We start from the raw sequence: 16,997 nt of genomic DNA, 5'->3' as shown, positions 1-16,997 counted from the left end.
GCCTCCGGCCGGGGGTTCGTTGCTTCTCGGGGTCCGGCAGGATCGCGGCATGGACCACTCCTCCCAGGCCGGCGTCGAGCGCTTGCTCGCTCACGCCGCCGAGGTCGACCCCCTCGTCCGCGCCGTCTGCACCCCCCACCCCGAGGCCCTCGCCCAGGCGGCCCGCCTCGACGCCGAGGCCGCGGCGGGCCGCTCGCGCGGGCCCCTGCACGGGCAGGCGGTGCTGGTGAAGGACAACGTCGACACCCACGACCTGCCCACCACGGCCGGCTCGCTGGCGCTCGCCGACGCACCACCGCCGCGCCGCGACGCCGACCTGGTCGAGCGGCTGCGCGCGGCCGGCATGGTCGTGCTCGGCAAGACCAACCTCTCGGAGTGGGCCAACTTCCGCGACGAGTCGTCGACCTCCGGCTGGAGCGCGTACGGCGGCCTGACGCGCAACCCCCACGCCCTCAACCGGTCGGCCGGCGGGTCGAGCTCCGGCAGCGGGGCGGCCGTGGCGGCCGGCCTGGCCGACTTCGCCGTCGGCACCGAGACCGACGGGTCGATCACCTGCCCGGCGGCCTTCAACGGCTGCGTCGGCCTCAAGCCCACCGTCGGTGCGGTGCCCACGCGCGGGGTGGTGCCGATCGCCGCCTCCCAGGACTCCCCCGGCCCCCTGACCCGCACGGTGGCCCAGGCCGCGGCCCTGCTCGACGTGCTCAGCGCGACCACGCGCGACCCGCACGCCGCCCACGCGGTGCCGGGCCGGCTCGCCGGCAAGCGGATCGGCGTGCCGCGCGCGACCTACTGGGGCTACTCCCCCCACGCCGACGCCGCCGCGGAGCGCGCGGTGGCGCTGCTGGCCGCAGAGGGCGCGGAGATCGTCGACGGCACCGACCTGAGCGGGCTCGACGCCCGCAGCGAGCAGGTGGGCGCCGACGAGCTGCTCGTGCTGCTCGCGGAGTTCCGGCACGGCGTCGAGGCCTACCTCGCCACCCGCGAGGGCGACGTGCCCCGCAGCCTGGCCGAGCTCGTGGCGTTCAACACCGCCCACGCCGGCACGGAGCTGGCGCACTTCGGCCAGTCGCTGCTCGAGCGGGCGCTCAAGGCGCCGCAGGTCGGTGGCGCGGAGCACCGCGCCGCCCGCGGGCGCAACCTGCTGGCGACCCGCACCGAGGGCATCGACCACGTGCTGGGCGAGCACCGCCTCGATGCGCTGGTGACGCCGTCCTACGCCCCGGCCGGCCCGATCGACCTGGTCAACCCCGAGGTCTTCCCCGGCTCGTGCAGCGGGCCGACGGCGATCGCGGGCTACCCGCTGCTCACCGTGCCGACCGAGCTGGCGGCCGGCCTGCCCGTCGCGGTGTCCTTCTGGGGCACCGCCGGCAGCGAGCGGACGCTGCTGGAGGTGGGCGCGGGCTACGAGGCCGCGCGCGACCGCGCGAGCGGTCCGCTGCCGGAGCCGGCGTACGCGCCCTGGGTGTGAGCCGGTCGACGGCCCTCGGGCCGGTGGGGCAGGTGGCTCAGGACCCGCTGAGTCGCAGCTGGACCTCGCGCACGCGCAGCATCACGCGCTGACGCAGCTCGTCGGGCGCCGACTCCGAGCAGGAGCGGGCCACGATCTGCTTCACGGTGCGCTGGAGGTCGTACTTCTCCAGGCACGGGTTGCACGTGTCGAGGTGCACCTGCACGGCGGCGCAGTCGGCGGCGTCGAGCTCGTTGTCGATGAAGTAGACGATCTGCTCGAGGTAGTCGGCGCAGTCGCTGGCCGACACCTCCTCGGGGCCGGCGTGGTCGTGCCCGGCGTGCTCCTGCGTCATGCCTTCTCCCCCTCGAGGCGAGCCGCTGCGGTGAGGTCGCGCGAGCGGGCGTAGTCGGTGAGCATGTCGCGCAGCTGGCGACGGCCGCGGTGCAGTCGCGACATCACGGTGCCGATCGGCGTCTCCATGATCTCGGCGATCTCCTTGTAGGCGAAGCCCTCCACGTCGGCGAGGTAGACCGCGAGGCGGAACTCCTCGGGCAGGCGCTGCAGGGCGTCCTTGACCTGCGAGTCGGGCAGGTGCTCCAGCGCCTCGGTCTCGGCCGACTTCAGCCCGGTGGAGCTGTGCGACTCCGCACGGGCCAGCTGCCAGTCCTCGACGTCCTCCGACATCGACTGCTGCGGCTGGCGCTGCTTCTTGCGGTAGGTGTTGATGAAGGTGTTGGTGAGGATGCGGTAGAGCCAGGCCTTGAGGTTGGTGCCGGGCTTGAACTGGTGGAAGGAGGAGTAGGCCTTGGCAAAGGTCTCCTGCACCAGGTCCTCGGCGTCGGCGGGGTTGCGCGTCATGCGCATCGCGGCCGAGTAGAGCTGGTCGAGGAAGGGCAGGGCGTCGCGCTCGAAGCGCGCGGAACGCTCGGTCTCGGTCTCGGTGGCGAGGTCGACCGGCGCATCGGCCGGGCTCTCGAAGGTGTCGGTCATCGCGTCCCAGACTAGGCCCTCGGCGGTAGGCCGCGGGTCGCGGGACGGCCGCGTGGCGGGAGGTTCCAGAAGTGCGATCACGTCGGGTGGAACGCCCCGCCCCTGCCGCCCATTCCCCCTGCCGACGCTCGGTTCCACCCGCGGGGCCGCCTCGCGGCGGCCGCGGGGAGGCTCAGCCCCGCACGACCCTGCCCAGCCAGGCCACGACCTCGTCGACGACCAGCTCACCCGCCTCCTCCTGGTCCAGCGCCGCGCGGGCCGGCACCTTCAGTCCGTGGTCACCACCGGGCACCACGACGGTCTCGACGTCGGGGGGCAGCTCCTCGGGGCGGCCCATCGGGTCGCGCTCGCCCTGCACGACCAGCAACGGCAGCCTGGCCCCGCGCAGCTCCGGCAGGCGCGAGCGCTCGGGGCGACCGGGCGGGTGCAGCGGGAACGACAGCGCCAGCACCCCCACCGCGCCCAGGCCCCGGGCGCAGCGTGCCGCCGAGCGCGCCCCGGCCGAGCGGCCGCCAACGAGCAGGGGCACGCGTCCGCGCAGGGCGTCGGCCCCCGCGACCAGCCCCTCGTCGAGCGTCGGGGGCGGCGTGGCGATCCGGCGGCCCGCGACCTTCCAGGGCTGCTCGAGCCGCACGACGGTGAAGCCTCGTCGCGGCAGCCGGTCGGCCAGCAGCTCGAGGTCCCAGGTGTCGATGCCCGCGCCCGCGCCGTGGCTGAGCAGCAGGCTCGCGCGGGGCTTGCGGGCGCGGTCGGTGACCAGCCTGGCCTCGCCGTGCGGGGTCGCGATCCGCCGCTCGGTCCTCGTCACCGACGCGTCACCGGCCGTCCTGCTCGCGCAGGTCGTCGGGCACGTCCTCGAGGGGCAGCGGTCGCACCAGCTCGGGGCCGTTGTTGCGCACGTTGGACACCAGCGTCGAGACGGCGACCGCCTCGAGCTCGCCCGGGGCGGCCGGCACGAGCAGGTCGCGCGGGTCACCCGCACCGCCACCGGAGGGGTCGAGCCAGGCGTCGCGCCGCTCCCGCGGCACCATCAGGGGCATCCGGTCGTGGATGTGGCCCAGGGCGTCCTCGGCCGCGGTGGTCAGCACGGTGCAGGTCCAGCGGAAGCGCTCGGGGTCGTCGTCGGCCCGGTCGGGGTCGCGCCAGATCTCGTAGAGACCCGCCATGGCGAGCACCGAGCCGTCACGGGGGCGGATGAAGAAGGGCTGCTTGCGCGCCTTCCCCGCGGGCGACGTCGCACGGGTGGCGTACCACTCGTAGTAGCCGTCGGCGGGCAGCAGGCAGCGACGCGCGGCGAAGGCGCGGCGGTAGGCGGGCTTCTCGGCCACGGTCTCCATGCGTGCGTTGATCATGCGGTTGCCGATGGCGGGGTCCTTGGCCCACGACGGCACCAGCCCCCAGCGCAGCGCGCGCAGCTGGCGCACCTGCGGGCGGTCCTCCTTCGCCGGGCGCTCGAGCACGGCGTAGACCTCCTTGGTGGGCGCGACGTTCCAGTCGGGGTCGAGGGGCGCGGCCAGCAGGGCGTCGGCGACCTCGAACTCGTCGACCAGGTCCTCGGGGCGTCGACTCGACGCGTACCTGCCGCACATGGGGCTCACTGTAGGCACTCCCCCGGCTCCGGCCGCCACCCTCGGGGTGAGGACGTGGGCGGCGACGGTGCGGTAGGAAGGGCCCATGAGCCTGAGCCGACTGATCGCCCGTCCCCTCCTCGCCGCCGGTGTCGTCTACGGCGCCCAGACCGCGCTGCGCAACTCCTCCGCCCTGGCCCCCAAGGCGGCCCGCGTGACCGACCGGGTCGTGCCCGCCGTGCGCAAGGCCGTGCCCGGCGCTCCCATCCCCACCGACACCGCGACCCTGGTCAAGCTCAACGCCGGCGTGCAGATCGGCGCCGCGCTCGCCCTGGCCACCGGTCGCGCCCCCCGCCTGGGCGCCGGCGTCCTCGCGGCCTCCCTGGTGCCGACCACCATCGCCGGTCACGCCTTCTGGTCCGAGACCGACCCTGCCGCCAAGCAGACCCACACGCTGCAGTTCTTCAAGAACCTCTCGCTCATCGGCGGCCTCATCATCGCCGCCGGCGACACCGACGGACAGCCCGGCGTGGCCTACCGCGCGCGCCGCGTCGCCAAGGACACCCGCCGCGAGGCCAAGCACCAGGCCAAGCTGATCGCGACCGCGGCGCGCCAGGAGGCCCGCGTGGCCAAGGCGAAGGTCTCCTGACCGAGGCAGCGACACCGGGTCTCGGTAGTCTCACGCGGGTGAGGACCACCCCCGACGAGGCCGCCGACGACCGCACCGCACCCGACCGCCCCACCGACCTGTGGCCCGCTCCGCGCGCCACCGGCCCGGTGGAGGCGGTCGTGTCGCTCCCGGGCAGCAAGTCGATCACCAACCGCGCCCTGCTGCTCGCCGCGATCGCCGACGGCCCGTCGGTCGTGCGCCGCGCCCTGCGCTCGCGCGACACGACCCTCATGGCGGCGGCACTGACCGGCCTCGGCGCCAGGGTCGACACCACCGGCGAGGACTGGACCGTGACACCCGGCGACCTGCACGGCCCGGCCCACGTCGACTGCGGCCTGGCCGGCACGGTCATGCGCTTCGTGCCCCCGGTGGCGGCTCTCGCCGACGGCACGGTCACCTTCGACGGCGACCCCCACATGCGCACCCGCCCGGTCGGCGGGGTGCTCGACTCGCTGCGCGCCCTCGGCGCCGACATCGACGACGGCGGCCGCGGGGCGCTGCCCTTCGCCGTGCACGGCACCGGCGCCGTGAGCGGCGGCACGGTGCTCCTCGACGCCTCCTCGTCCTCGCAGTTCGTCAGTGCCCTGCTGCTCGCCGGGGCGCGCTACACGCGCGGCGTCGACGTGCGCCACGACGGGGAGCCGGTGCCGTCGCTGCCCCACATCGAGATGACCGTCGCGATGGTGCGCGAGCACGGCGTGGAGGTCGACGACAGCGAGCCCGACCGCTGGCGCGTCGCGCCCGGACCGGTGGCCCCGGTCGACCGGACGGTCGAGCCCGACCTGTCCAACGCCGCGCCCTTCCTGGCCCTCGCCGCCGTCACCGGCGGCACGGTGACGGTGCGTGACTGGCCCCGCCGCACCACCCAGGCCGGCGACGCGCTGCGCGAGATCCTGGCCCTGATGGGCTGCGAGGTCGAGCTGGGCGGTGCCGGCCTGCGCGTGACCGGTCCCACGGCGCTGCTGGGCATCGACCACGACCTGCACGACGTCGGCGAGCTCGCCCCGGCGGTCGCCGCCCTCTGCGCGCTGGCCACGACCCCCTCCCACCTGCGCGGGATCGCCCACATCCGCCACCACGAGACCGACCGGATCACGGCCCTGGCGACCGAGCTGACGGCGCTGGGCGCCGACGTGAGCGAGCACGCCGACGGGCTGTCGCTCCGCCCGGCGCCGCTGCACGGCGGCACGTTCCACACCTACGCCGACCACCGCATGGCCCACGCCGCGGTGATCGTGGGTGCGGCCGTGCCCGGTGTGCTGGTGGAGGACGTCGCCACCACCGGCAAGACCTTCCCCGACTTCGCCGGCTTCTGGTCGGACCTCTTCCGGTGACCCGGGGGGCCGCGGCGTGAGCGGGCGCTACTCCGAGCACGACCACGAGCACTACGAGCGCCCACGGCGCCGCACCCGCCCCCGCACCAAGGAGCGGCCCTCCTACGACGACGCCGTGGACGGACGGGTCGTCACCGTCGACCGGGGTCGCTTCACCCTCCTCGTCGACGAGCACCGGGTGATGGCCATGAAGGCCCGCCCGCTCGGGCGCAAGGGCGTGGTCGTCGGGGACCGCGTGCGGGTCGTGGGCGACACCTCGGGCGACGACGGCAGCCTGGCCCGCATCGTGGAGGTGACCGAGCGGCTCACCACCCTGCGCCGCACCGCCGACGACGACGACCCGGTGGAGCGGGTGATCGTCAGCAACGCCGAGCAGCTCGTGGTCGTGGTGGCCCTGGCCGACCCCGAGCCGCGCACCGGCCTGGTCGACCGCGCCCTCGTCGCGGCCTACGACGCCGGCATGGCGCCCCTGCTGTGCCTGACCAAGGCCGACCTGGCCGACCCCGAGGCCTTCCTGTCCACCTACCGCGCCCTCGGCGTGCCGTGGGTCGTCACGCAGCGGGGTGGCGACGTCGGCGTGCTGCGCGAGCGTCTCGCCGGGCGCACCAGCGTGCTGGTCGGCCACAGCGGCGTGGGCAAGTCGACCCTGGTCAACGCGCTCGTGCCCGACGCCGGGCGCGCGGTCAGCCACGTCAACGCCGTCACCGGCCGCGGGCGGCACACCTCGACCTCGGCGTACATGCTCGCGCTCCCGCCGTCGGACCCCGGCGACCCCGACGACCGCGGCTGGATCATCGACACCCCCGGCATCCGCTCCTTCGGCCTGGCCCACGTCGAGCCCGAGCACCTCATCGAGGCCTTCCCCGACCTCGACGAGATGACCGAGGACTGTCCCCGGGGCTGCACCCACGGCACCGAGGAGCCGGAGTGCGGGCTCGACGAGGCGGTGGCCGCCGGGCAGGCCGACGTCGAGCGCGTGGAGTCGTTCCGCCGGCTGCTGGCGGCCCGCAGCCACCACGACTGGTGAGCGCCCCGCAACCCTCGCCGGGGGCCGGTGGCGTGGTCGCGGCACCCCCGCACGCCGCCGGACCGTAGCCTGTCCCCCGTGGCCACCTCCTCTGACACCGCGCACCGCGACTACACCGACGACCTGCGCCTGGCCCACGTGCTCGCCGACGACGCCGACTCGCTGACCACCGACCGCTTCAAGGCGCTCGACCTGCACGTGATGAGCAAGCCCGACCTCACCCCGGTCACCGACGCCGACCAGGCCGTCGAGGAGAGCATCAGGCGCACCCTGTCGAAGGTGCGCTCCCGCGACGCCATCACCGGCGAGGAGCAGGGCTCCACCGGTCACAGCCAGCGCCGGTGGGTCATCGACCCCATCGACGGCACCAAGAACTTCGTGCGCGGCGTGCCGGTGTGGGCCACCCTGATCTCGCTGGTCGTCGACGACGAGGTGGTGCTCGGGGTGGTCTCGGCGCCGATGCTGCAGCGACGCTGGTGGGCCTCCAGCGGCAACGGCGCGTGGACCGGTCGGAGCCTGCTCAAGGCCACCCGCTGCCAGGTCTCCGACGTGCGCCGGCTCGAGGACGCCTCGCTGTCCTACTCCTCGCTCTCGGGCTGGGAGGAGCGCGGTCGCCTCGACGACATGCTCGCGCTGACCCGCCGCTGCTGGCGCACCCGGGCCTACGGCGACTTCTGGTCCTACATGCTGCTCGCCGAGGGCGCCGTGGACCTGGCCGCCGAGCCCGAGCTCGAGGTCTACGACATGGCCGCCCTCGACGTGATCGTGCGCGAGGCCGGCGGCCGCTTCACCGCCCTCGACGGCACCGACGGCCCCTTCGGGGGCAACGCCCTGGCCTCCAACGGACACCTCCACGAGCCGGCGCTGTCGTTCCTGGCCTCGCTGCGCGACGACCCCGAGGGCACCGAGGACCCCGACTGGCCCCGCTCGGGGCCGGGGTCGGTCTCCGACCTGCGGGTGCGCCGCGCCCGCGTGGCCGACGACGGCCCGGTCTACGACCAGTAGGCCCGACCGTCGGCCCTGGCCAGGTGACCTGCGTCACTCGTAGAGTCGGCTCACGCCGACCCGAGGAGAGCGCATGCACGTCGCCGAGATCCTGGCCGCCAAGGCCCCCGCCCCCGTGGTCACCGTCGCACCCGACGCAGGGGTGCGCACCCTGCTCGCCCTGCTCGCCGAGCACAACATCGGAGCCGTCGTGGTCAGCTCCGACGGCACCGCGCTCGACGGCATCGTCAGCGAGCGCGACGTCGTGCGCCACCTCCACTCCGACGGCACGGTCGTGGACAACACCGTCGGCGCGATCATGACCGCCGTGGTGGAGACCTGCACCCCCGAGGACGACCTCGACGCGCTCATGGCGACCATGACCGAGCGCCGGATCCGGCACGTCCCCGTCGTCGCGGAGGGCCGCCTCGTGGGCGTCGTCAGCATCGGCGACGCCGTGAAGCACAAGATCGGTCAGCTGGAGTTCGAGCGCGACCAGCTCGACAGCTACGTCCACCAGGCCTGACCCGGACCTGCTCCGGCCGCGGCCCGGTGACGCCGGGCTCAGTCCTGGAGGGCCCGGTCGAGGTCGTCGAAGGCCTCGGGGCGGTGCAGCACCGAGAACCGGTCGGCGGGCCAGACCCGTGCGAGCACCTTCCCGACGACCAGGTCGGTGGGGACGTACTCGTCGCCCTCCTCGCAGCCGGTGTCGGGGTTGCGGCAGATGTGGAAGCTGGAGTCGGCGGAGTCGTCACGGTGGTCGCCCATCACGAAGACGCTGCCCTCCGGGACCGGCCCCACCTCCCAGTCGGAGCGGCACTGGTTGACCATGGGCCCGTCGCAGTCGGCGCGGTTGCGCGTGAAGTCGGAGGAGTCGAGCGGCACGCCGTTGATCGTGAGGCGGCCGTCGTCGTCGCAGCACACGATGACGTCGCCGGCCACGCCGATGACGCGCTTCACCAGGTGGCCGCCGGTGGGGTAGAGACCGATGCGGCTCATGACGGAGGTCAAGGTGTTGCCGGGGCCGACGTCCTCCTGCGGGCCGAGCCAGTCGCCCGGGTCCTCGAAGACGACCACGTCGCCGCGCTCGGGGTCCCCGCCACCCCAGTAGGACACCTTCTGCACGAGGATGCGGTCGTTGAGCACGAGTCCGGGCTCCATGGAGCCCGAGGGGATGTAGAAGGCCTGCACGAAGAAGGTCTTGACGACCAGCGCCAGGGCGAGGGCCATGACGAGCAGCAGGATGGACTCCTGCCACACGGGCAGGCGCCGGGGACGGCGGGCCGGCCCGGAGGCGTCGGCGCCGTCGGGGGCGTCGGCGCCGTCGCTCGCGCCGTGCTCGTCGTGCTGGGCCACGGCCCACCCCTCTCGGTCCCGCCTCGCGGGGTCCTTCCGGTGCCGCGCGGCTGCTGCCTGCGCGCCGCGACCCTACCCCGGTGTCCCTACGGTCCCCCGCACCTGTGGCGCGGTCGGTGCACGCGGTCGGGACACGCGGTGGCTAGGCTCCCACGGTCGGTCCGACCGGGCCGGCCACCAGGTCACCGAGAGGACACCGAGCACCATGGACAAGCCCGAGATCGACTTCCCCGACTTCGAGCCGCCGAAGGACCTCGAGATCACCGACCTCACGGTGGGCGACGGCGAGGAGGCCGCCGCCGGCCAGACCGTCTCCGTGCACTACGTCGGCGTGGCCCACTCCACCGGCGAGGAGTTCGACGCCTCCTACAACCGCGGCGAGCCGCTGCGCTTCCACCTCGGCATCGGCCAGGTCATCTCCGGCTGGGACACCGGCGTGCAGGGCATGAAGGTGGGCGGTCGGCGCAAGCTCGTCATCCCGCCGCACCTCGGGTACGGCGACCGGGGCGCCGGCGGGGTCATCAAGCCGGGCGAGACGCTGATCTTCGTCGTCGACCTGCTCGCGGTCTCCTGACGACCCCGCGCCACCGGCGACCGTGACGCACTTCGGCGACCACCAGACCGCGATCTACGCCCAGGGCATGTTCCTGGGCCAGACCCCCGCGATCACCACCGACCTCGCGGGGCTGGAGGCGCGGGCCGCCGAGGTGCTGGAGCCGGCCGCGCTGGGCTACGTCGTGCCCAGCGCGGGCGGCGGCTCCACCGCCCGCGCCAACGTGGCCGCCTTCGAGCGGTGGCGGATCGTGCCGCGGATGCTGCGCGACCACGCCCGGCGCGACCTCGCCACCACCGTGCTGGGCACGTCGATGGCCGCACCGGTGCTGCTCGGCCCGGTGGGGGTGCAGACCCTCGCCCACCCCGACGGCGAGCTGGCGAGCGCGCGGGCGGCGACCGCCCTGGGGCTCACCTACGTGCACTCCACGCAGGCCAGCCACTCCCTGGAGGAGGCCGCCGGGGCCTCCGGCGACGGGAGCCGGTGGTACCAGCTCTACTGGCCCTCCGACCCCGAGCTGTGCGAGAGCTTCCTCGACCGGGCGCACCGCGGCGGGTACACCCACCTGGTCGTCACCGTCGACACCACCCTGCTGGGGTGGCGGCCCGCCGACCTCGACCGCGGCTACCTGCCGTTCCTGGCCGGCGAGGGCATCGCCAACTACACCAGCGACCCGGTCTTCACCCGCCGCCTCGAGCGGCCGGCGTCCGAGGACCCCGGCGCCGCGGGCCTGGCCTTCGCCTCGGTCTTCCCCCACCCCGGTCTGTCGTGGGACCGGCTGGCCTGGCTGCGCGAGCGGTGGGCCGGCCCGATCGTGCTCAAGGGCGTCCAGCACGTCGACGACGCGCGGCTGGCCCGCGACCACGGCATGGACGGCATCGTGGTGTCCAACCACGGCGGGCGCCAGGTCGACGGGGCGGTGGCCTCCCTCGACGTGCTGCCCGCCATCGCCGAGGCCGTGGGGTCGGACCTGTGCGTGCTCTTCGACTCCGGGGTGCGCTCGGGGCCCGACGTGCTCAAGGCCCTCGCGCTGGGCGCGGAGGCCGTGCTGCTGGGGCGGCCCTACCTCTACGGCCTCGCTCTCGGCGGGCAGGCCGGGGTGGAGCACGTGCTGCGCTCCCTGCTGGCCGAGCTCGACCTCACCCTGGCCGGAGCGGGGTGGTCGTCCCTGGCCGACCTCGGACCGCACTGCGTCGTGCGGGCCTGACCCGGGGCGCGGCGCAGGCCGCGTTCCTCCCGTCCCACCAGGGTCCTACCCGGGCAGGCCGTCGTCGAAGGCGCCCCCGTCGGCGACGCGCGCGGCCCGGCCGCGCAGCTCCACCACGTCACCGGCCACGAGCTGGCGCCCGCGACGCGTGTCGACCTCGCCGTTGACGAGCACGTCGCCGGCCGCGACGACCTCCTTGGCCTCGGCCCCGCTGTCGATCAGGTCGGCCAGCTTGAGGAACTGTCCGAGCCGGATCACCTGGTCACGGATGGGGACGTCGACGGGCTCGGGCACGACGTCAGTCAACCACCCGCCGCCGCCCGGACCGCCCGGGCCCCGCAGGTCAGCCGATCAGCACGCTCACGGCGTGGATCAGCACGCCGACGAGCCCGCCGACGACCGTGCCGTTGATCCGGATGAACTGCAGGTCGCGCCCCACGTGCAGCTCGATGCGGTCGGCGGCCTCCTTGCCGTCCCAGCGCGCGATGGTGCTGGAGATGATGGTGGTCACCTCGTCGCCGTAGCGGTCGACGGCGAACACGACGGCATCGGCGATCGTCGAGTCGAGTGAGGCGCGCAGGTCGGGCTCCTCGCCCAGGCGCCGGGCGAAGCGGGCCACCTCGGCCAGCAGTCGCTCCCGCACCGCCCCCTGGGGGTCCTGGAGCGACGCGGTGAGCACGCGACGCAGGGCGTCCCACAGCGACACGGCCGTCGCGACGACCTGCGGCTGGTCGAGCAGGCGGTCCTTGAGCCGCTCGGTGCGCTCCTGGGTCTCGGGGTCGTCGAGGAGGTCGTGGGCCAGCTGGACCAGCATCGAGTCGAGGGCCCGACGGGCCCGGTGCTCGGAGTCGTCGCGGATGTCCGCGACCCAGCGCACCAGCTCGAGGTGGATGCGCCCGGTGATCTTCTCGTTGATGCTCGGGGGGGCCCACCAGGGCGCTCGCTCCTCCAGCACCTGCGAGACGGTCTCGGGGTTCTCCAGCAGCCAGCCGTGGAGCTCGTCGAGGACCAGGTCGACGACGCCGTGGTGGAGGTCGTCGCGCATGACCTCCTCCAGCAGCTTGCCCAGCAACGGCGAGATCGGCTCCTCGTGGAAGCGGGGCACGAGCGCGTCCTGGACCACGGCGCGCACGTGCTCGTCCTTGACCTTCGCCAGACCGGTCGCCACGACCTCGGAGACCTCGTCGACCACGGACCGGGCGTGGTCGGGGTCGGAGAGCCACCGCCCCACGCGCGCCGAGACCTCGGCGGCGCCGATCCGCTCGCGCACGATGGACTCCTGCAGGAAGTTCTCCCCCACGAACTCCTCGAGGCCCTTGCCGAGCTCGTCCTTGCGTCGCGGCACGAGGGCCGTGTGCGGGATCGGCAGGCCGAGGGGGTGACGGAAGAGCGCGGTCACCGCGAACCAGTCGGCGATGGCGCCGACCATCGAGGCCTCGGCGCCGGCGTTGACGAAGCCCCAGAAGCCGTCCTGGCCCAGCGTGAGGACGTAGACCACGGCCGCGAAGGCCAGCAGGGAGCCGGCCACCACCCGCATCCGGCGCAGGCCCTGGCGGCGCAGGGCGTCGGCGCCGGGGTCGACGGCGGGCAGGGGCAGGCCGGAGGGGCCGGAGCCGGTGGCCTCAGACGTGGCGGTGCTCGTCGGTGTCGTCATCTCGTGCACGATTCTCACCTACCCCCGCCGGGTGCGAGACTGCCGCCCATGCCCGCGCACCACGAGACCGCCACCAGCACCGTGGCCCCGCACGACGAGCGCCCGCGCACGGTGATCACCTTCGGCACCTTCGACGTCTTCCACGTCGGCCACCTGCGGGTCATCGAGCGGGCCGCGGGTCTCGGGGACCGGCTCGTGGTCGGCGTCTCCGCCGACGCGCTGAACCTGCGCAAGAAGGGTCGCGAGCCGGTCTTCAGCGAGGGCGAGCGGCTGGCCATCGTGGCCGCCCTCAAGCCGGTCGACGAGGTCTTCCTCGAGGAGAGCCTCGAGCTCAAGCGCGACTACATCGTGCGCTACGGCGCCGACGTGCTCGTGATGGGCGACGACTGGGCCGGACGCTTCGACGAGTTCCGCGACGTCTGCGAGGTCGTCTACCTCCCCCGCACCCCGGCGATCTCCACGACCGCGCTGATCGAGAAGATCTCCGGCACCTCCTGAGGCGACCAGCGCGTCGGGTTTGCCCAGCGCTCGTCACGGGGCAGGCTGACCGGGCCCGTTCCCCGACCTGATGAGGACTCCCCCATGCGCCGTACCCTCGCCGCCGCCGTGGTGGCGCTGAGCACGGCCCTCACCGCCGCGCCCGCCGTCTCGGCCACCACCTCCACCGCGACGGCGCCCCGCGCCGCCACGGCGGGCGTGGCCTCCGCCGACCGCGACGCGACCGCTGTGAAGGCCCGAGCCGCGCTCGCCACCGCCAGCGACCTGGTCACCGGCGACGCCGCCCCCTCCGACGCCGCCCCCTCCGACGGCGTCCAGCGGGTCGACGCGACCCTGGCGCTGACCGACCTCTTCGCCCGCCTCGACCACCTCAGGGGCCCCGAGCGCACCGCCGCCGAGGCCCTGCTCGCCCGCCCCACCGACGGCGCGGGCGACGTCTACGGCGACGGCTACACCGTGCGCTCGAAGAAGAAGTGCGCCGGCAACTTCTGCCTGCACTGGGTGCCGACCACCGCCGACGCCCCGCCCGGCATGACCTGGGTCAACCGCAACCTCGCCCTGCTCAACAAGGTGTGGCGCTTCGAGGTCGGCAAGCTCGGCTACCGCAAGCCCGTCAGCGACGGCTTCGTGAAGGGCCGCAACAACGGCGGCAACGGCAAGTTCGACGTCTACCTCGCCGACGTCGGCAGCCAGGGTCTCTACGGCTACTGCGCCCCGGAGTACGTCCGCAAGAGCAAGCCGCGCCTGGCCACCGGCTTCTGCGTGCTCGACAACGACTTCTCCCGCGACCAGTTCTCCGCGCCCCCGCGCGACAGCCTGCGGGTCACGGCCGCCCACGAGTTCTTCCACGCCATCCAGTTCGGCTACGACTACCTCGACGACCGCTGGTTCAAGGAGTCGACCGCGACGTGGATCGAGGAGCGCTTCGCCGACGACGTCAACGACAACCGCAGCTACCTCGTCGCCAGCCAGGTGCAGCGCCCCGGCTACTCGATGGACGTCTCGGGCGTCTCCAACTTCCAGCAGTACGGCAACTGGACCTGGTGGGAGTACCTCACCGTCCGCTACGGCGCCGGCATCGTGCGCAAGGTGTGGAACGGCGCCGGCCAGTTCAAGGGCGCGGGCCGTACCTACTCCACCAAGGCGCTGACCCGGGTCCTGGGCAGCCGGGGCGGCTTCCGCGCCGTCTACAACCGCTACGTCGGCGCCAACGTCGCCCCCGGGCGCTTCTACCCCGAGGGCGGGAGCTGGCCCTCGGCGAAGATCGGCAAGACCTGGAAGCTCACCGAGGACCAGCGCACCGCCTCCGGCGTGGCGACCCTCAACCACCTCGCGGCGCGCAACTTCGCGGCGGTGCCGGGCGGCTCGCTGGAGTCGGGCCGGTGGCGCGCGAAGATCACCGTCGACGGCCCTGCGGGCAGGACCTCACCGGCTGCCTACCTGACGGTCAAGAACACCCGTGGCGCCTGGGTGGAGAAGGCGATCCGGCTCAACCGCGACGGTCGCGGCAGCGTGGTCTTCCCGTTCTCCGCGACGAAGGTGCGCGAGGCCGTGGTCTCCACCGTCAACGCCTCCACCCGCTTCGCCGACTGCGGCGGCGGCAGCATCTACTCCTGCGGCGGCACCCCGCGCGACGAGGGCAAGAAGTTCCGCGTGAGCGTGAAGGTCTACAAGAAGTCCCGCTGACCGACCTCGCGACGCACGAAGGCCCCCTCCCTCGGGAGGGGACCTTCGTGCGTGCGGGCCGGGGTGCCGGGTCAGGAGCGCCCGAGCACCGCGGCGTCGGGCTGGAGCGCGTCGTCGGATCCCGGCGCGGGTGCGTCCTCGGACTCGGTCTCGGGGGCCGGCTCCGTCTCGGGGGCCGGCTCCGGCTCGGCCTCGACAGGAGCCGGGTCGGGCTCGAGGGCGTCCACCACGTCGGTGACCTCGTCGACGACGTCGGGCAGCCCGCCGAGCACCGGGTCGACGACCGGGTCGAGCCCGTCGTCGCCGTCCACGTCGTCGACCTCGTCGACGATCACCTCGACCACGGGGTCGACGATCACCGACACGACGCCGTGGCCCTTGCCGGGGCTGATCCCCCCGTTGCCGTTGCCGTTGCCGTTGCCCGGGGAGGCCGACGGACCGTTGCCGTTGTCACCCGGCGAGGTGGACGGGCCGTTGCCGTTGCCGTTGGCGTTGCCGTTGCCCGGGACGGGCTGGCCGCCGTCGGGCTGGGCGGGCTGGGCGGGCTGGGCTCCGGTGCCGGCCTCCGCCCCGATCGCCTGCTGCGGGGACCGGACCGGGTCGGTGCCGTCGTCGGCGGGCTGGTCGGTCGCGGGGGCGGCCGGCTCGGCGCCGGCGCCCGTCACTCCGGTCCCGACATCGGATCCGGTGGCGGACCCGGTGACCGACCCTGCCTCGGACCCCGCCTCGGACTCGGGGGCGCTGCGGTCGGAGCCCCCCGCGCCCGCGGACGGGGCACCGGAGCGGTCGCCCCGCGCAGGCTCGCGCGGGGCGTCGTCGTCCCCGACCGGGGCCGACGGCGTGACCGGGGCGTCGAGGGGCCGCAGCACCTCGGCGCCGATGACCTCCTGCTCGGGCCCGGCGGCGGTCGGGGCGACCAGGGTGGGCGCGACCTGCGTGATGACCAGCGAGGTCACCAGCACGCACACGAAGGCCAGGGCTCCCAGCGCGAGCGCGCCGTAGCCCAGGTGCAGGTCGAGCCTGCGACGCGCGATCGCGGCGCGTAGACGTGGTGACACCGGGCTCTCCTCATCGACGGTGATGACGCGTTGCCCCACCCCCCGAGGGACAGGACGACGCTAGTGGACGCGGGGCCGCGTCCGTGGCGTTTTCGCACAGGTGGCGCCGGGTGGTCCGGACCGCTGCGCGGCACGGACCGGAAGCCGGTCGCGATCAGGCGCCGACGAGACCGGCCCCCTCGGCGATCAGCAGGAACCCGAAGACGGCGAAGGCAGCGGCGGCGCCGTAGGTGATGGCCTTCTCCGGCAGCTTCTTGCCGAGCATGGCGCCGACCACGATGGCCAGCGCGTCGGCCGCCACCATGCCCAGCGTGCTGCCGATCCAGGTGCCGAACCAGCCCTCGCGCGTGGCCAGGGTGATGGTGGCCAGCATGGTCTTGTCGCCGAGCTCGGCGAGGAAGAACGCCACGCCCACCGCGAGGATCGCCGCGCCCTGGCTCGTGCGCGCCTTGTCGGCCTCCTCCGCGGTGAGCTCGTCGCCACGCAGGGTCCACAGCGCGAAGCCGAGGAAGGCCACACCGGCGACGATGGCGATGGTGTCCTGGTACTCGGCGAAGGCGTCGCCGATGAAGTAGCCGATGCCCACCGACGCCAGGTGGACGATGGCCGTGGCGACGGTGATGCCGATGAGGACGTCGCGCGCGCGGTAACGCGCGGCGAAGGTCATCGCCATCAGCTGGGACTTGTCGCCGAGCTCGGCGACGAAGATGACGGCGGTGCTGATCAGGAAGGCTTCCATGGGTTCCTCTCCGCGCCGGGCCGAGGAAGCGCCAGGGAGCCGGACGCGCCTTCGACCAGGCGCGACCGGTTGACGGGTCGTGGCACTGGTCGAAAGTCTCGTCCGCCCGCCGGCTCTCGCCGGCTGGCCCGCTGCACCGGTCCCGCCGCGAGGCGGGGCAGTGTGTCGACGCAGCTGTTGGGGACTACTCCCTTTCGGTGACCGAGCCTAGTCGCTGCGGCCC

At 74.1% G+C, this 16,997-nt stretch carries 19 protein-coding genes; 10 read left to right on the top strand and 9 right to left on the bottom strand.

Annotated features, from left to right (window positions below; all coding sequences use genetic code 11):
* Positions 1-49 precede the first annotated feature (49 nt).
* Positions 50-1,468, top strand: coding sequence for an amidase family protein (locus tag LPA27_RS11075; protein ID WP_228942464.1), 1,419 nt, complete (start codon positions 50-52; stop codon positions 1,466-1,468).
* A 37-nt stretch (positions 1,469-1,505) separates the two neighbouring features.
* Here LPA27_RS11075 and rsrA read toward each other — a convergent pair whose 3' ends face one another.
* The 4 genes from rsrA to LPA27_RS11055 all read right to left on the bottom strand — a co-directional run bounded on the left by rsrA (position 1,506) and on the right by LPA27_RS11055 (position 4,029).
* Positions 1,506-1,802, bottom strand: coding sequence for a mycothiol system anti-sigma-R factor (gene rsrA, locus LPA27_RS11070; protein ID WP_056903826.1), 297 nt, complete (start codon positions 1,800-1,802; stop codon positions 1,506-1,508).
* On the bottom strand, positions 1,799-2,440 hold the full coding sequence (locus LPA27_RS11065) for a sigma-70 family RNA polymerase sigma factor (protein WP_056903825.1): 642 nt from the start codon (positions 2,438-2,440) through the stop codon (positions 1,799-1,801). The genes rsrA and LPA27_RS11065 overlap by 4 nt, the downstream gene beginning before the upstream one ends.
* Before the next feature lie 172 nt (positions 2,441-2,612).
* Positions 2,613-3,248 carry an alpha/beta family hydrolase gene (locus LPA27_RS11060; protein ID WP_056903824.1) on the bottom strand — a complete coding sequence of 212 codons (636 nt, stop codon included), beginning with the start codon at positions 3,246-3,248 and terminating at the stop codon, positions 2,613-2,615.
* A 7-nt stretch (positions 3,249-3,255) separates the two neighbouring features.
* On the bottom strand, positions 3,256-4,029 hold the full coding sequence (locus LPA27_RS11055) for an SOS response-associated peptidase (RefSeq protein ID WP_228942463.1): 774 nt from the start codon (positions 4,027-4,029) through the stop codon (positions 3,256-3,258).
* 85 nt (positions 4,030-4,114) lie between these two features.
* On the opposite strand from LPA27_RS11055, the gene LPA27_RS11050 reads away from it, so the two are divergent.
* From LPA27_RS11050 to LPA27_RS11030, 5 genes are all read left to right on the top strand, one after another.
* On the top strand, positions 4,115-4,657 hold the full coding sequence (locus LPA27_RS11050; RefSeq protein ID WP_228942462.1) for a DoxX family membrane protein: 543 nt from the start codon (positions 4,115-4,117) through the stop codon (positions 4,655-4,657).
* 38 nt (positions 4,658-4,695) lie between these two features.
* Positions 4,696-6,012 (top strand): 3-phosphoshikimate 1-carboxyvinyltransferase, encoded by a 1,317-nt coding sequence (aroA, locus tag LPA27_RS11045; RefSeq protein ID WP_416383241.1) that lies wholly within the window; start codon positions 4,696-4,698, stop codon positions 6,010-6,012.
* A gap of 16 nt (positions 6,013-6,028) precedes the next feature.
* Positions 6,029-7,039: a ribosome small subunit-dependent GTPase A gene (gene rsgA / locus LPA27_RS11040; protein ID WP_056903822.1), complete on the top strand. Its 1,011-nt coding sequence runs from the start codon at positions 6,029-6,031 to the stop codon at positions 7,037-7,039.
* Positions 7,040-7,117: 78 nt separating this feature from the next.
* Positions 7,118-8,044, top strand: coding sequence for a histidinol-phosphatase (gene hisN / locus LPA27_RS11035; RefSeq protein ID WP_056864081.1), 927 nt, complete (start codon positions 7,118-7,120; stop codon positions 8,042-8,044).
* 73 nt (positions 8,045-8,117) lie between these two features.
* Positions 8,118-8,549 (top strand): CBS domain-containing protein, encoded by a 432-nt coding sequence (locus tag LPA27_RS11030; RefSeq protein ID WP_228942461.1) that lies wholly within the window; start codon positions 8,118-8,120, stop codon positions 8,547-8,549.
* 38 nt (positions 8,550-8,587) lie between these two features.
* Here the strand turns inward: LPA27_RS11030 and lepB are convergent, their stop codons facing one another.
* Positions 8,588-9,379: a signal peptidase I gene (gene lepB, locus LPA27_RS11025; protein ID WP_056903820.1), complete on the bottom strand. Its 792-nt coding sequence runs from the start codon at positions 9,377-9,379 to the stop codon at positions 8,588-8,590.
* Positions 9,380-9,584: 205 nt separating this feature from the next.
* Between lepB and LPA27_RS11020 the strand changes: the two genes are divergently transcribed.
* On the top strand, positions 9,585-9,953 hold the full coding sequence (locus tag LPA27_RS11020) for an FKBP-type peptidyl-prolyl cis-trans isomerase (RefSeq protein ID WP_228942460.1): 369 nt from the start codon (positions 9,585-9,587) through the stop codon (positions 9,951-9,953).
* A 22-nt stretch (positions 9,954-9,975) separates the two neighbouring features.
* Positions 9,976-11,139, top strand: coding sequence for a lactate 2-monooxygenase (locus tag LPA27_RS11015; protein ID WP_200919044.1), 1,164 nt, complete (start codon positions 9,976-9,978; stop codon positions 11,137-11,139).
* Between the two features lie 45 nt (positions 11,140-11,184).
* On the opposite strand, the gene LPA27_RS11010 is transcribed toward LPA27_RS11015, so the two are convergent.
* Together LPA27_RS11010 and LPA27_RS11005 are read right to left on the bottom strand one after the other, a co-directional pair.
* On the bottom strand, positions 11,185-11,433 hold the full coding sequence (locus LPA27_RS11010; protein WP_228942459.1) for an RNA-binding S4 domain-containing protein: 249 nt from the start codon (positions 11,431-11,433) through the stop codon (positions 11,185-11,187).
* A 49-nt stretch (positions 11,434-11,482) separates the two neighbouring features.
* Positions 11,483-12,793 (bottom strand): DUF445 domain-containing protein, encoded by a 1,311-nt coding sequence (locus LPA27_RS11005; protein WP_082503047.1) that lies wholly within the window; start codon positions 12,791-12,793, stop codon positions 11,483-11,485.
* A 48-nt stretch (positions 12,794-12,841) separates the two neighbouring features.
* Here LPA27_RS11005 and LPA27_RS11000 point away from each other — a divergent pair, with 48 nt between their 5' ends.
* Positions 12,842-13,291 carry an adenylyltransferase/cytidyltransferase family protein gene (locus tag LPA27_RS11000; protein WP_228942458.1) on the top strand — a complete coding sequence of 150 codons (450 nt, stop codon included), beginning with the start codon at positions 12,842-12,844 and terminating at the stop codon, positions 13,289-13,291.
* Between the two features lie 84 nt (positions 13,292-13,375).
* Positions 13,376-14,977, top strand: a complete 1,602-nt coding sequence (locus LPA27_RS10995) for an MXAN_6640 family putative metalloprotease (protein ID WP_228942457.1) — start codon at positions 13,376-13,378, stop codon at positions 14,975-14,977.
* 71 nt (positions 14,978-15,048) lie between these two features.
* Here the strand turns inward: LPA27_RS10995 and LPA27_RS10990 are convergent, their stop codons facing one another.
* Complete coding sequence (locus LPA27_RS10990; RefSeq protein ID WP_228942456.1) at positions 15,049-16,035, bottom strand: hypothetical protein; 987 nt, start codon at positions 16,033-16,035, stop codon at positions 15,049-15,051.
* 154 nt (positions 16,036-16,189) lie between these two features.
* On the bottom strand, positions 16,190-16,774 hold the full coding sequence (locus tag LPA27_RS10985; protein WP_056903815.1) for a TMEM165/GDT1 family protein: 585 nt from the start codon (positions 16,772-16,774) through the stop codon (positions 16,190-16,192).
* Positions 16,775-16,997: the final 223 nt, after the last annotated feature.

This window comes from Nocardioides sp. Leaf374 (assembly GCF_916862475.1).
Classification (GTDB): domain Bacteria; phylum Actinomycetota; class Actinomycetes; order Propionibacteriales; family Nocardioidaceae; genus Nocardioides; species Nocardioides kribbensis.
This window is presented reverse-complemented; position numbering and strand designations above follow the sequence as displayed.

Bases quoted from the DNA above. Each gene is read 5' to 3' on its own strand.
- rsrA (WP_056903826.1), bottom strand. From the start codon at position 1,802: ATGACGCAGGAGCACGCCGGGCACGACCACGCCGGCCCCGAGGAGGTG.
- LPA27_RS11055 (WP_228942463.1), bottom strand. From the start codon at position 4,029: ATGTGCGGCAGGTACGCGTCGAGTCGACGCCCCGAGGACCTGGTCGAC.
- LPA27_RS10995 (WP_228942457.1), top strand. From the start codon at position 13,376: ATGCGCCGTACCCTCGCCGCCGCCGTGGTGGCGCTGAGCACGGCCCTC.
- LPA27_RS11020 (WP_228942460.1), top strand. From the start codon at position 9,585: ATGGACAAGCCCGAGATCGACTTCCCCGACTTCGAGCCGCCGAAGGAC.
- LPA27_RS11005 (WP_082503047.1), bottom strand. From the start codon at position 12,793: ATGACGACACCGACGAGCACCGCCACGTCTGAGGCCACCGGCTCCGGC.
- LPA27_RS11065 (WP_056903825.1), bottom strand. From the start codon at position 2,440: ATGACCGACACCTTCGAGAGCCCGGCCGATGCGCCGGTCGACCTCGCC.
- LPA27_RS11030 (WP_228942461.1), top strand. From the start codon at position 8,118: ATGCACGTCGCCGAGATCCTGGCCGCCAAGGCCCCCGCCCCCGTGGTC.
- LPA27_RS10985 (WP_056903815.1), bottom strand. From the start codon at position 16,774: ATGGAAGCCTTCCTGATCAGCACCGCCGTCATCTTCGTCGCCGAGCTC.
- LPA27_RS11075 (WP_228942464.1), top strand. From the start codon at position 50: ATGGACCACTCCTCCCAGGCCGGCGTCGAGCGCTTGCTCGCTCACGCC.
- LPA27_RS11000 (WP_228942458.1), top strand. From the start codon at position 12,842: ATGCCCGCGCACCACGAGACCGCCACCAGCACCGTGGCCCCGCACGAC.
- LPA27_RS11050 (WP_228942462.1), top strand. From the start codon at position 4,115: ATGAGCCTGAGCCGACTGATCGCCCGTCCCCTCCTCGCCGCCGGTGTC.